A 12,803-nucleotide genomic window follows, 5' to 3' on the forward strand; every position below is an offset into this window, starting at 1 on the left:
CGGGCTGTGACCTGCGCCGCTCACCTGGTGCGCGGCTGCGTGCGGATCGCCCGCAGGCGCTCCAGGACGTCGTCGGTGGGCACGAGGGTGTTGTCGGGACGGTCGACGACGGCGTCACCGTTGTGCACCCGGTGGTGGAGGGTCTCCATGAGGTCGTCCAGACGGTGCGCGGTCTCGGCCGCCTCCGCGAGACCGTCCAGGACGTCGCTCGGGACCGACCGCTGGTACTTGTAGAAGATCTTGTGCTCGAGGCTGGCCCAGAAGTCCATCGCGATGGTCCGGAGCTGGACCTCGACGATCACGGGGACCACACCGTCGGACAGGAACACGGGCACCTCGAGGAGGGCGTGCAGGCTGCGGTAGCCGTTCGGCTTGGGACTGCGGATGTAGTCCTTGACCTCGAGCACGGTCAGGTCGGACTGCCCGGTGAGCATGTCGAACAGCCGGTAGACGTCCGAGGCGAAGCTGCACGTCACCCGGATCCCCGCGATGTCGGTGATCGACGCGCGGATCGCCTCGAAGGACGGGTCGCAGCCCTTGCGCGCGACCTTCCCGATGATCGACTCGGGGGACTTCAGGCGGGAGCTGACGTGCTCGATCGGGTTGTAGTCGTGCAGCAGCCGGAACTCCTCACGCAGGATCCCGATCTTCGTCGTGACCTCGTCGACCCCGAACCGGTACTGCAGCATGAACCGGGTGAAGTCGGTCCGCAGCTGGTTGAGGTCACCCAGGACGGACGGGTCCAGCGCGGCCAGCGGGCCGATCGGTCGCACGCCGTCGGGCTGCACAGGGCCGTCGGGGGTTTCGGGGACGGTCACGGTGCGGCTCCGGTTCGGGCGGTCGGGCGTCGTGGCGTGCGGGGACACCTCGTCAACGGCTCGACCGGGCCCGGCGTTCCGCCCGACCCCGGGCGTTCCGCCGCGGCGTCCGGCTCATCTACCCCTGGGCCGCGGGCGGCACGTTGTGGTTCCGGCGGAAGACGTTGTCCGGGTCGTAGGTCGCCTTGACCGCCGCGAGCCGGTCCCAGGTGCTCCCCGGGTACGCCGCGCGCACCCGGTCCGGGCCGTCGTCGCCCAGGAAGTTCACGTACAGCCCGGGGTCGCCCTGGTCCAGCAGGGCGCTGAGCTCGGCAACCCATGCGGCACGGGCCGGGCGGTCGTCAGGACCGGAGTAGAAGGCCGCGACGTTCGTCATCAGGCGGCTCGAGCGGTGGGCGTAGGCCGTGTCCTGCGCGGGCACCCGTGCGATGGCGCCGCCGAGTGCCCGCACCTGGACCACCCGCACCGGTGCGTCGCTGGCCTCGAGGTGCCCGAGGATCGTCCGGGCGAGGTCGAGGTCCACCGTGCGCATCATCAGGGTCCTGGACACCGCCGTCGGGCGGTACTCGGGGTCGGCCGGCGGGAACATCTCGGGGTAGGGGATGGGGCGCACCAGGTCCGCGAGCGGCGGGGCCAGGGCGCGGAACGGGGCCAGCGCCGCCGCGCCGTCCTCCTCGGGACCGGCGAAGCACAGCAGGCCCATGACGACCAGCTGCCCGTGGAGCTCCTGCGGGACGAACGGCAACGGCGGGCACGTCATCACGTTCATGATGCAGCCGAGCTCCTCGGGGGCGGCCTCGGCCGCGGCGACGAAGCCCGCGACCACCTCAGGTGTCGCCGGGAGCACGAGCATCCCGCCGACCACGCCGTCGACGGGACGCAGGCGGTACCTCAGCCGGGTCACCACACCGAAGTTCCCGCCCCCGCCCCGCAGCGCCCAGAAGAGCTCGGGGTGCGAGGTGTCGTCGACCAGCAGGACCTCACCGGCGGCGGTGACGACCTCGGCCGCGAGGAGGTTGTCGATGGTCAGGCCGTGCGCCCGTGACAGCCAGCCCACGCCACCGCCGAGGGTGATCCCGGAGATCCCGACCGAGCCGGTGTCGCCGAAGCCGACCGCCAACCCGTGCTCGGCCGTCGCCGCGGTGAGCTCACCGGCGGTCAGCCCCGCCCCGGCCCACACGGTGCGCGAGGCGAGGTCCAGGTCGATCGAGGTCAGGTCGCGCACGTCCACCACGACACCGCCGTCGACCGTCCCGTGGCCCGCCCCGCCGTGCCCGCCGCTGCGCACCGTGAGTGGTAGCCCGGCCGCGCGGGAGAACCGCAGCACCTCGACGACGTCGGCCGCGTCGGTCGGCCGGGCCAGGAGCGCCGGCCGGCCGGTCACGTCCACGGCCATCACCCGGGTCAGCGCCTCGAAGTCGCGCTCGCCGGGTTCGACGACCCGACCGCGGAGACGGGTGCGCAGGTCGGCGACCGCGCCATGGTCGACCGAGCTGGGCGTGCCCCGGTCGGCGGGTCGGTGCGTGCTCGGAGCGGACGGCGGCGTGGTCATGGGTCCTCCTTGGTACGGCGGGTGCTGGGCCGGGCAAGGCCCCCTGGTGGAGACCTGCCACGGGGCGAGAAGTCACCGGCCGGGGATGCGCAAGATCTCAGGCCGTTGGGGCTGGCCGTCCCGAGGCACGCCCCCGCGGGGTCAGGCGGAGCCGCCACGCGATGACCAGTGCCACGACACCGACGAGCACGAGTGCGGCGCCTGCTCCGGCTGACACCTCGACGACGGGTCCGCGGGTCGCCTGCAGGTATCCCAGCGCCGCCCCTCCTGCACCGGCCACCAGGACGGCGGCCAGGGCCAGGGCCGCGACACGGCGTCTGCCCAGGCGGCCCCGGTTCATCTGCGTGACGTCCTTGCCGAGCACGCTCAGCGCCGGGATCGACATCATCCCGAGCGTCTGGATGCCCGGTGCGCTGCTCACGCCGGGCAGGTGCGGGAACAGGACGGCCACCGCTCCCCAGCCGACGGCGAGCATCCCGACGAAGCGCAGCGCCGCCGAGGCCCACGGGTGCCGCCGATCGGCCAGGATCCACTCGGCGGCGAAGGCCAGAGCGTCGGGGCCGACGACGTCCTCGGGTCCGCGGCCCTGCGCGGCGGCGTCCTCGAGGTGGGTCCGCAGCTCGTGGATCCGGTCGCGACGTTCGGACCGGGGCACGCCGCTGGTGCGCCAGTACCGGTCGACGTCGCGCAGGGTGGTCGAGAAGGGCGCGGGCAGGGAGGCGTTCATGAGACCTCCCGGCCGTGCCGCGTCCGCGCCGTGCGGCGCATCCGGTCATCGATCAGGGCAAGGCTCACGCCGGCGGCGAGCAGCCCGAGGCCCAGCGGCCAGGTCGGCTGGGCGGTGACGCCACCGAGTCCGATCGCGATCATCAGGTAGCCGGCGGCGGCTGCGACCAGTCCGAGCCCCGTCAGGACGGCGGCGCGCAGGGGTCCCAGGCGGCCTCGGTACCGGCGGATGAGTGCGCCGCCGGTGGCGAGCGCCGCGGCGAGGACGGCGAACCCGAGGTCGTGCCAGGGGAACGCGGGCTCTTCACCCCAGGGCGCGACGAGCCGGACGAGCATCAGCCCGCCTGCCACGCCGCACAGCATGCTCATGAAGAGCAGCAGCGATCCGAGCCAGGGATGGCGCCGGTCCGCTGCTGTCCACTCGGCCGCGAAGCCGACGGGGTCCGGGCCCAGCACCTCCTCGGGCGGGTAGCCCTCTGCGGCTGCGTTCTCGAGGTGGGCGCGCAGCTCGTCGACCCGGGCGATGCGTTCGACCTCCGGGACACCGTCCTTGATCCAGAACCGGTCGATCTCCTCGAGGGCGTCGTCGATCGCGATGTCGTGACGTGGCCTCGGTCTAGGCATCTCCATGAGGTGCTCCCCCTGCCGGTGGTGGGTGCAGGACGGCGTGGACGCCACCGGCGACCTGGTCCCACAGTGCTCGTGCCTCGTCGAGCTCGGTGCGTCCCGCGGCGGTGATCCGGTAGTAGCGGCGGCGCTGCCCGCGGTCGGTCCGGACGACGTACCCCTCGATCAGGTTGCGGCGTTCGAGTCGCGCGACCAGTGGGTAGATCGACCCGTCCCGGACGATGCCCAGCCCTGCCCGGCGAAGCTCGGCGGCCAGCTCGTAGCCGTACCGGTCGCGCTCGGCCACGAGGGACAGCAGACAGGCGTCGAGGATCCCGCGCAGGATGCGCGACCCGCGCTCGCTACCGTCGGTGTCCACCCTCGTACCTTGCACTGCATGTGCCTTGCGGTGCAAGGGTCGGACGGCCCAGCCCCTCAGCGCGTCAGTGCCCCGCGCGCTCGCGGTGCGTCGACGAGCCCGTAGGTCACGATCCCCAGCACCACCGACGCGGCGGCGACGGCCCCCCAGCTGCCGAGCGCCCCCGCCATGAGGTGCGAGAGCACGAAGCACGCCGCGCCCACCAGCACGACGACGGCGATCCGCCACCAGGGGGTCCGGCGGACCTCTCGGGCGACGCACCAGCCGGTGCCGGCCAGGACGACGACGGCGCCGGCCCACCTCAGGTCGGTCAGCTGCGCGGCGGCGAAGCCCACGACGAGACTCAGACCCGCGATCAGGGCGGTGGGCAGGCGCGGCACGGCGTCACTGTACGGCGCACGACGGCCCGACGGCCTAGCCTCGACGGAGTGCGCCACCGTCACCGACTCCTCCCCGTACCGTTCGGCGTTGCGACGCTGGCTCTGATCCTCGTCGCGTGCGCGGGGGCGGATGAGCCACCGCCGAGCGACCCGCCCGTGCAGGACCGTGTGACGACCGACGCCCCGACCGCCCCGTCCGACGGGCCCACCGCCGGGTCGCCGTCGGCCGACCTGTCGTCGTTCCCCGACCGGGACGAGGTGGAGGCCGCGCTGGTCGAGGGCGAGCCCGGTGAGGTCGACCCGACCCCGCCGCAGACCGCGTTCTTCGCGTCGCTGGTCCCCGGCCAGCCGGAGGTCCTCTCCGACGAGCGTGCGGCGGCCGGGGGGACGGTGAGCCTGCGGGTCGCTTGCACGACGCGCTCAGGCGGTGACGTCATGATCGACCTGGCCCTCGCGGACGGCACGCCGGTGACCGACTACCCCGCACCGTGCGGAGCCGTCACCGCGACGGGCCACTCGATCGCGACCAGCCGGACCCCGGCTCTCGAGGTCGACGGGCCGTACACGGTGACCGTCGTCGCCGAGGAGGACGCGGTCGTCGGGGTGGGCCTGGTCGACGTCGGCTGACCCCGAGGGTGCTGTGTCCACAGGATCCCCCTTCGGGCCCCACGGACGGACGGCCGTTGCTAGGGTCCGTTGACCATGAACCAGGGGGCAGTTTCGACCGGTCTGTCATGTCTTCGTCGGGTGCGCGGTGCCCTGCTGCTCGCGGGGGCCCTCGTGCTCGTCACCGGGTGCGCCGCGGAGGTCGCGCCGCAACCCATCCAGACGCTCCCCGCGCCCAGCCCGTCACCGGCTCCCGAGGTGGACACGGTGCTCGCGCCGCAGCGGACCCCCGAGATGGAACGGGACGACGGCGTCGGGGCGGCCGCCGCGGCGCAGTACTTCCTGCACCTGTTCACCTACGTGCTCGCGACGGGCGACCTCACCGAGTGGGACGAGGTCACGTGGGAGGAGTGCCAGTCCTGCGCGGCGATCCGAGACGACGTCCTCAGGGTCTACGGAGGTGGCGGTCACTTCGCCCCGGGTGTCATCTCGATCGAGTCAGCCGTCGCAGGTCCACGGCACGAGCTCCTTGGCGGGTTCCTTGTCGAGGTCGCCTTCTCTCTCGTGGCCGGGGCTGAGTACGACGCGGCGGGTCAGGAGGTCGCGACGGCGACCGAGCAGGAGTCGACGGTCGGCGTCGATGTGATCTGGCAGGGCCAGTGGATTCTCGTCGGCCTGAGCGACGGTGAGCAATGAGCATCCTCGACAGGGGGGCCGCGCCCTTGCTGACGGTACTTGTCGGCGTATCCATGTGGCAGGTCTCGCCGACACCACCACCATCGCCCGGCGTGAACGCTCTGAACGACGGATACGTGGTCGATGCTGAGACCTTTCGGCCGTCCGGGGCCAGGACGTCGTCTGTTGACGATGACTCCCGGATCACCCCTCCCGTCTACGAGCACAAGCGCCCCCCGCTGCGCTTCTGCGGGACCGTCGACGCCTCCTCGGCCGGGGTGCCCTGCGTGGACGGCGCCGAGTCCGGCGACGTCGTCCGGATGTGCGCGGACGGCTCGGTCGCTCTGGCACCGTTGATGCGCCGTCAGGTGGGCCCGGACCTCTCGGTGCCCGGCCCCTGGGTGCAGGTCGACCGGGGCGGTTGTCCCGAGGACCCGGCTGTCACCGTGACGCTGAGCGCCGAGGAGTTCCGGCGGTTGCCGTTGACCTCGTCGGTGCCCTCCGTCCAGCCCGCTGACGGTCAGGGCCTGGTGAACCTGGACATGATCCTGATCACGGACTCGGACCCGCAGACCCTGTCCACGACGGTCCTGGACGTCCCGGTGACGGTGATCGCGACGCCGGTCCGGTTCACCTGGACCTTCGGTGACGGCTCGGAGCCGTTGGTCACGACGGAGCCGGGGGCCCCGTACCCGCACCAGACGGTCGGGTACTCCTACCGTGAGCCGGGGGCCTTCGCGATCCAGCTGACCACGGCCTGGTCGGGGCGGTACCAGGTCGACGGTGCAGGCCCGTGGATCGACGTCGCGGGGACGGCCGAGACGGTCTCGGAGGCGTTCCCGGTCACCATCCACGAGGCCCGGACCTACCTCGTCGACGGCACCTGGGGCTAGCGACTCCCCGCCCACCTGACCGCCCCCAGGAAGGTGCTGGAACTCACCCGCTCCTGGGCACAAATCCCCATCCGCGGTGGTTGCAGAGAGGAGACAATGGTGGTGTCGGTGACCCCGACTCCACGTACCCGCGAACCACACCCCGGAGCGCCAGATGAGCACCATGCAGATCCTTCCCCCGAACGCCCCACCTGCCCACTCGCCGTTGTCGACGGTGCGCGAGGCTGTCCGCTGGGTGCGTGAGACGCCGTCCCCCCAGTGGGAGGGCGACGCGGGCGACAAGGCCACGTTCCTCGGCTACGTCGGGGCCAGCATGCTCGTCTGGATCGCGGTCGGCGTGCTGGGCATGGCCGCGGTCGGCGAGGGCCTGAAGGCGCTCGCCTCGGTCCTGGGCTGAGCGACCGCACGCACTCCGCGACCCGGGGATCACGTCGTCGATCGGCGGCGTGATCTCGGTCGCGGACCCCACCCGCCCCCGCAGTACAGTCCGACAATGGACAAGACCGATGTGTGGGAGCTGGTCGAGCAGGCGCGGTCGCAGGTCGTCGACGCCGATGACGTGGATGCCGTCGCGCAGCGGATGGCCGAGCTCCTCGCCACGCACCAGCCGGACCAGATCGCGGCCTTCGACCGGCCGCTGAGCGACCTGGTCGCCGAGTCCTACCTGGCCCCGCTGTGGGCCGCGGCGTACGTGATCAACGGTGGCGCCTCCGACGACGGCTTCGACTACTTCCGGGGCTGGCTGATCGGCCAGGGGCGCGGCGTCTACGAGCGGGCGCTGGCCGACCCGGACAGCCTCGCCGACGTCCCCGCCGTCGTCGAGGCGGCCGACGAGGACGACGTCCTCGAGAGCGAGGACATGCTCAGCGTCGCCTGGGACGCCTACGAGGCGGCAACCGGTGGCGAGCTCCCGGCGACCAGGGGCGGGTCGCCCCGCCCGCCTCTCGACCCCGACTGGGACTTCGACTTCGACGACGACGACGAGATGTCTGCCCGACTGCCGCGACTGACCGCCCTCTTCTACGACGAGGACTGAGCCGCCGGCTCGGACGACCAGGGACGACGGCCGCGTGCAGACCTACGACGTGATCGTCCTGGGTGTCGGCTCGATGGGTGGCGCCGCTGCCGCGGAGCTCGCGGGCCGCGGTCTGCGGGTGCTCGGGCTCGAGCAGTTCTGGCCCGGCCACGACCGCGGTTCGGCGCACGGCGGGACGCGCATCGTGCGGCAGTCGTACTTCGAGGGGGCGGCGTACGTCCCGTTGCTGCGGCGCGCCTACGTGGGGTGGCGGGCACTCGAGGAGGCGTCGGGCCGTGAGCTGCTGACGCTCTGCGGTGGCCTGTACGTCGGCGACGAGGACAGTGCCGTGGTGGTCGGCAGCCTTGCGTCCGCCAGGGAGCACGGTCTCGCGTACGAGCTGCTCTCGGCGGGGGAGATCCGTCGCCGCTTCCCGACCATGGCCCCCGCCCCGCACGCCGTCGGGGTGTACGAGGCGGCCGCCGGCTACACCCGCCCCGAGGAGACGACGTTCGCGACGGTCCAGGTCGCACGGTCGCACGGGGCGGAGATCCGGTTCGACGAGCGGGTGGTGCGGTGGTCCCCGACGCCCGGTGGCGGGGTGCAGGTCGAGACCGTGAACGGCACCTACGGGGCCGACCGGCTGGTGGTCACCCCCGGCGCCTGGGCACCGGAGCTCCTCGGTGACCTCGCCCTCCCGCTGCGCGTCGAACGGCAGATGTTCGCCTGGTTCACTCCCGAGCTCACCGACGCCGTGCCGTACGCGCGCTACACCGACGTCGAGCACCCGGTCTACGTCGAGGAGACCGACGGCAACGGCATCCTGTACGGCTTCCCGATGGTCGACGGTCCCGACGGCGGCCTCAAGCTCGCCTTCTTCCGGCAGGACGGCCCACCCACCACCCCGCAGGGCGTGGACCGCACCGTCCACCCGCACGAGGTCGCCGCGCTGCGCAGTCGGGCGCTCGAGCTCTTCCCCCACCTGACCGGCCCCCTGGTGACCGCCAAGACCTGCCTCTACACCACGACCCGCGACGAGCACTTCGTCGTCGGCCTGCATCCCGGGGTGCCGCAGGTCGCTGTGGCCTGCGGGTTCTCCGGGCACGGGTTCAAGTTCGTGCCCGTGATCGGCGAGGTCCTCGCCGACCTCGTCGTCGACGGAGCGACCCCGCATGACATCACGCTGTTCGACCCGCTGCGCGGCGGGCTGCGCCCCAGGGCCGATCGGGTGACGTAGGCGGCAGAGCGTCACATACCGGACGGGTCGCGCTCCTTCCCCTCAGGAGGTGGCGATGACCCACGACGGCACGACTCCCCACGGCACGACTCCCCACGGCACGGCCCCCGACGAGACGACCACCGACAGTGCGACCGCCGCGCCCGACGAGCCCGGCACCACCGCAGGCGACCCCCCGTCGGCCCTGGAGCTCACCCGGCGGGTGCGGACCGAGGCGCTGCTCGGAGTCATCGCGATCGCCATCGTGGTCCTCACCGCGCTGCCCGACCTCGGCCCGCTCGCCGCCGATCCGCCGACGAGCGAGGAGAGCGTGAGCGTCCCGTCGCCCGCGGTGACGACGCCCGCGTCCGTCGTGCGTCCCGTGCAGAGCCCCGGGAGCCCGCTGCGCAGCGGGCTCCTAGTCCAGGATCGCTGTGGCCTCGACCTCGACGAGGACGTCCGGCTCGAAGAGGTGGTCCACCCCGATCAAGGAGGCCGGTGGTAGGGGGCGCGGCAGCCGGAGCTCCTCGGCGACCGACTCGATGCCCGCCATGAGCGGTTCGATCTTCTCGGGGCTCCACTGCGTGACGTAGAAGGTCAGGCGCAACACGTCAGCGAAGGACGCACCGGTGCCTGCCAGGGCTCGGCTGGTGTTGCGCAGGGCCTGGGCGACCTGTCCGGACAGGTCGCTCGGGGAGACCGGGGTCCCGCTTCCGTCGCGCGCCACCTGTCCGCTGATGTGGATGTGCCGAGTCCCGGTGCCGACCGCGACGTGGTGGTAGGGGGTGTTCGGGAGCAGGCCTTCTGGTGTGAAGCGGTTGACGGGCATGGTGCTCTCCTTCATGCGAGGAAACGGTTGGTCTACTCTTGATACCTGGTAGATGGAAGACACTGCAACGAGACCAGGTTTCATGAGCGATACCCCGACCGGACACCCCGATGCGCTGCGCATCGACGCCCCGCACCGCGAGCTGCTGGATCAGGTGCTCGACAAGTGGTCGTTGAGCGTCCTCAACGAGCTGTGCGAGCGACCGTGCAGGTTCAACGAGCTGCGCAGGGCGGTCCCGGCGGTGACGCAGAAGTCGCTCACCGCCACGCTGCGCCGGCTCGAACGCAACGGCATCATCCAGCGGATCGTCATCGACACCCGGCCGGTAGCGGTCGAGTACCGGATCACCATGCTGGGGAAGACCCTGCGCGACCCGGTGGACGTCCTGCTGCAGTGGGCGGATGCGCACCTGCCGCAGATCGAGCGTGCTCGGGCGGAGTTCGACAGCGGACCCGTTGACCTGGCTCACCCGCGACAGCCGTGAGCTGCAGCACCGCTGCACCAGACCCTCGTGATCATGGAGAGATCCGCTAGCCCATTCGGGTGACACGGCCGCGCCGGGTATGTCAGGGTTGCTAACTAATTGCCCGGCGGTGCTGTCCCCGTACGGACGCGTCGCCGCGCCCGTGCGACCGGTGTCGCGGGCCCGCACCTGCGCGCCGGGGGCGCGCGGGCACACCCAGGGGGAGTAGATGCGTCATCGTCGGAAGTGGCTCACCACGCTGGTCGTGGGAGCGCTGTGCGCCCTCGGTGCTGCCGCACCAGCGGCGGCGCTCGGGCCGGACAGGTTGCCGATCACGATCGCGAACCAGTCCGGTCGGGGTGAGCAGGTGTTCGTCCACGTGCTCGGCACCGACCTGGCCTCGGGCCGGCTCGGCTGGGTCGACGCCGGTGGCACGTTCCGGCCGTGGCCCGCGGGATCCAACCCGCCGTCGCCGGCCCCGGACAGTGCCGTCGCGGGCCCCTCCGACGGTGGGGCGGTCACCGTGCAGGTCCCCCGCGGCTTCTCGGGCCGCATCTACTTCTCGTTCGGGCAGAAGCTGCCGTTCTCGCTCACACCCGACGGTCTCGTCCAACCGGCTCCGTGGGCGGCGGGCGACCCGACGCGCGACTTCCTGTTCGACTGGAGCGAGCTGACCTACAACGACGCCGGCCTGTGGCTCAACAGCTCCCAGGTCGACATGTTCGGCGTCCCGCACTCCGTGAGCGTGACCGGCGCCTCGGGCGCCACGCGCACCACCGGTCGTGTGGTGCCGAACGGTCGCCAGCAGGTCATCGACGCGCTGAGCGCGAACCCGGAGTGGGCGCGCAGCGTCGTCAAGCGCACTGACGGCACCGTCCTGCGCGTGCTCGCGCCCGGCAAGGCAGCGAGCGCCGGCCTGCTGAGCGCGACGTACCTCGACGACTACATCGCCTCGGCGTGGAACGCCTACACCACGCGCACGCTCACGGTGCAGCCGTTCGGTGACCGGCCCGAGGTCCGCTACACCGGTCGGACGTCCGGCTCGACCCTGCGGTTCACCGACGCCGCCGGGCGTGAGGTCGCTGCGTTCGGGCGGCCGTCGTCCTCGGACGTGTGGGGGTGCGACGGCGCCCTGCACGCACCGAACGACCAGGTGGTCGGCCCGATCGCCCGGACGCTGTGTGCCGCGCTGTTCCGCGGGACGCTCGGCACGAGCAGCACCGAGCCCGTGCTCGACGCCGCGCAGTTCTACCGCAGCACCCCGCCCAACCTGTACGGGCGGGTCATCCACGACGCGATGGCCGACGGACGCGCGTACGCGTTCGCCTTCGACGACGTCGGCGCGTTCGAGTCGCTCGTGCACGACGGCGACCCGCGCAGCGCACGCGTCGACCTGACGCCGTTCGGGGCAGCAGGCGGCGGTGCGACGACGGGTACCGGAGCGGTGCGGTCCGGTGCGACCGGCAAGTGCCTCGACGTGGCCTCCGCCGACAGCGCCAACGGCACCGCCGTGCAGCTGTACGACTGCAACGGCACCGCCGCCCAGCGGTGGACCCTGGGCGTCGACGGCACGATGCGCGCCCTGGGCAAGTGCCTGGACGTCACCGGGTGGGGAACCGCCAACGGGGCGACGGTGCAGATCTGGGACTGCAACCCCGGCCAGTCCAACCAGACCTGGGTCCGGTCCGGCGACTCCTACCGCAACCCCGCGTCCGGCAGGTGCCTGGACAACCCCAGCGGACGTAGCGTCAACGGCCAGCGCATCCAGATCTGGGACTGCTACGACAACAGCGCCCAACGGTGGTCGGTGCCGGGAGCCTGACCTGAGCGCGACCGCCCGACGGCACGTCCGTCGGGCGGTCGTGGGGTCGCCTGTCGACCTGGCTGTGCGCTCCGAGCCAGGTGCTCGTATGCCCGGCCGACCCGGTCCCAGCCGGCGACGACCGCTGCCGCGAGCCCCAGGCCGACGACCGTGAGGTACCCGGTGTGGGGTGGGACGTCCCAGTCGGCCTCGCTCAGGCTGATCGCCACCGAGTACTCGAGCATCAGGTTGCCGAAGCTCATGGCCGTGGCACCGGCCAGCACGACGGCGTACCGCACCCGGTGCCCATCGGGCTCGAGGTCCCGAGCGGCGACCAGGACGAGGAGCGCCACGATCGACGCTGCGTCGATCGTGACCAGGAGCGCCTCGACCGGTGCGCCGAGCGCCAGGGTGAGCACCGCAGCCAGGGCAAGCAGCGACGGGGCTGCCAGAGCCACCCGGGCACGCCGACCGGTCCGGATGCTCGGCAGCACCACCAGCCAGGCGAGGGAGAGAGCCGCCATCGCACCGAGCGAGAGGATCTCCGGCAGCACGAGCCCCTCGGGCCTGATGATCACCGGCAGGGGGTTGGTGCCGTCCATCGCCCTCAGGCACTCCGGGGAGAAGGCGTCGATGCTCTGCCCTGCACAGGGGAGCCAGGCCATCCGGACAGCGACAGCCTGCAGAGCTGCACCAGCACCGAGCAGCCCGGCGGAGACCAGCCAACGCGTCGACGTCCGCACGAGACGGACGCTAGCGCCACGCGTGAACGCCACGCCACCCTTCGACTCGCCGTCGTCCAGGGTGGTCGAACGGGCCATGCTCGGGGCCGCTGGGTGCGTCC

General features: G+C 72.2%; 17 protein-coding genes. 9 read left to right on the plus strand and 8 right to left on the minus strand.

What is annotated here, in order from left to right:
- Positions 1–20: 20 nt before the first annotated feature.
- The 6 genes from M1R94_RS08180 to M1R94_RS08205 all read right to left on the minus strand — a co-directional run bounded on the left by M1R94_RS08180 (position 21) and on the right by M1R94_RS08205 (position 4,461).
- Positions 21–689, minus strand: coding sequence for a GTP pyrophosphokinase (locus M1R94_RS08180; RefSeq protein WP_249381264.1), 669 nt, complete (start codon positions 687–689; stop codon positions 21–23).
- 247 nt (positions 690–936) lie between these two features.
- Positions 937–2,370, minus strand: a complete 1,434-nt coding sequence (locus M1R94_RS08185; RefSeq protein WP_249381172.1) for an FAD-binding oxidoreductase — start codon at positions 2,368–2,370, stop codon at positions 937–939.
- Between the two features lie 97 nt (positions 2,371–2,467).
- On the minus strand, positions 2,468–3,097 hold the full coding sequence (locus M1R94_RS08190; protein ID WP_249381173.1) for a hypothetical protein: 630 nt from the start codon (positions 3,095–3,097) through the stop codon (positions 2,468–2,470).
- Positions 3,094–3,720: a DUF1048 domain-containing protein gene (locus M1R94_RS08195; protein ID WP_249381174.1), complete on the minus strand. Its 627-nt coding sequence runs from the start codon at positions 3,718–3,720 to the stop codon at positions 3,094–3,096. The genes M1R94_RS08190 and M1R94_RS08195 overlap by 4 nt, the downstream gene beginning before the upstream one ends.
- The gene (locus tag M1R94_RS08200) at positions 3,713–4,081 is read right to left on the minus strand and encodes a PadR family transcriptional regulator (RefSeq protein ID WP_249381175.1); all 369 of its coding nucleotides are present in this window, start codon (positions 4,079–4,081) and stop codon (positions 3,713–3,715) included. The genes M1R94_RS08195 and M1R94_RS08200 overlap by 8 nt, the downstream gene beginning before the upstream one ends.
- Before the next feature lie 56 nt (positions 4,082–4,137).
- The gene (locus M1R94_RS08205; RefSeq protein ID WP_249381176.1) at positions 4,138–4,461 is read right to left on the minus strand and encodes a hypothetical protein; all 324 of its coding nucleotides are present in this window, start codon (positions 4,459–4,461) and stop codon (positions 4,138–4,140) included.
- A 168-nt stretch (positions 4,462–4,629) separates the two neighbouring features.
- On the opposite strand from M1R94_RS08205, the gene M1R94_RS08210 reads away from it, so the two are divergent.
- The 7 genes from M1R94_RS08210 to M1R94_RS08240 all read left to right on the plus strand — a co-directional run bounded on the left by M1R94_RS08210 (position 4,630) and on the right by M1R94_RS08240 (position 9,371).
- Positions 4,630–5,088 carry a hypothetical protein gene (locus M1R94_RS08210; RefSeq protein WP_249381177.1) on the plus strand — a complete coding sequence of 153 codons (459 nt, stop codon included), beginning with the start codon at positions 4,630–4,632 and terminating at the stop codon, positions 5,086–5,088.
- Positions 5,089–5,208: 120 nt separating this feature from the next.
- Positions 5,209–5,763, plus strand: a complete 555-nt coding sequence (locus M1R94_RS08215; RefSeq protein ID WP_249381178.1) for a DUF6318 family protein — start codon at positions 5,209–5,211, stop codon at positions 5,761–5,763.
- Between the two features lie 92 nt (positions 5,764–5,855).
- On the plus strand, positions 5,856–6,635 hold the full coding sequence (locus M1R94_RS08220; protein WP_249381179.1) for a PKD domain-containing protein: 780 nt from the start codon (positions 5,856–5,858) through the stop codon (positions 6,633–6,635).
- A 154-nt stretch (positions 6,636–6,789) separates the two neighbouring features.
- Positions 6,790–7,032: a chemotaxis protein CheW gene (locus M1R94_RS08225; protein WP_249381180.1), complete on the plus strand. Its 243-nt coding sequence runs from the start codon at positions 6,790–6,792 to the stop codon at positions 7,030–7,032.
- Positions 7,033–7,128: 96 nt separating this feature from the next.
- Positions 7,129–7,671, plus strand: a complete 543-nt coding sequence (locus M1R94_RS08230) for a DUF4240 domain-containing protein (RefSeq protein ID WP_249381181.1) — start codon at positions 7,129–7,131, stop codon at positions 7,669–7,671.
- A gap of 34 nt (positions 7,672–7,705) precedes the next feature.
- Positions 7,706–8,887: an N-methyl-L-tryptophan oxidase gene (gene solA / locus M1R94_RS08235; protein WP_249381182.1), complete on the plus strand. Its 1,182-nt coding sequence runs from the start codon at positions 7,706–7,708 to the stop codon at positions 8,885–8,887.
- Positions 8,888–8,942: 55 nt separating this feature from the next.
- Positions 8,943–9,371: a hypothetical protein gene (locus M1R94_RS08240; protein WP_249381183.1), complete on the plus strand. Its 429-nt coding sequence runs from the start codon at positions 8,943–8,945 to the stop codon at positions 9,369–9,371.
- Here the strand turns inward: M1R94_RS08240 and M1R94_RS08245 are convergent.
- Positions 9,285–9,695 (minus strand): RidA family protein, encoded by a 411-nt coding sequence (locus tag M1R94_RS08245; RefSeq protein WP_249381184.1) that lies wholly within the window; start codon positions 9,693–9,695, stop codon positions 9,285–9,287. The two genes, M1R94_RS08240 and M1R94_RS08245, sit on opposite strands and share 87 nt — an antisense overlap.
- Positions 9,696–9,777: 82 nt before the next feature.
- On the opposite strand from M1R94_RS08245, the gene M1R94_RS08250 reads away from it, so the two are divergent.
- Entirely contained in the window at positions 9,778–10,179 is a 402-nt protein-coding gene (locus tag M1R94_RS08250; protein WP_249381185.1) for a winged helix-turn-helix transcriptional regulator, read from the plus strand.
- Between the two features lie 208 nt (positions 10,180–10,387).
- A complete protein-coding gene (locus M1R94_RS08255; protein WP_249381186.1) occupies positions 10,388–11,980 on the plus strand; it encodes a glycoside hydrolase family 64 protein in 1,593 nt (530 codons plus the stop codon).
- Here M1R94_RS08255 and M1R94_RS08260 read toward each other — a convergent pair.
- Positions 11,938–12,702 (minus strand): hypothetical protein, encoded by a 765-nt coding sequence (locus tag M1R94_RS08260; protein WP_249381187.1) that lies wholly within the window; start codon positions 12,700–12,702, stop codon positions 11,938–11,940. The genes M1R94_RS08255 and M1R94_RS08260 overlap by 43 nt on opposite strands.
- Between the last annotated feature and the right edge of the window lie 101 nt (positions 12,703–12,803).

The sequence above is a fragment of the Actinotalea alkalitolerans genome, from assembly GCF_023369855.1.
Classification (GTDB): Bacteria; Actinomycetota; Actinomycetes; order Actinomycetales; family Cellulomonadaceae; genus Actinotalea.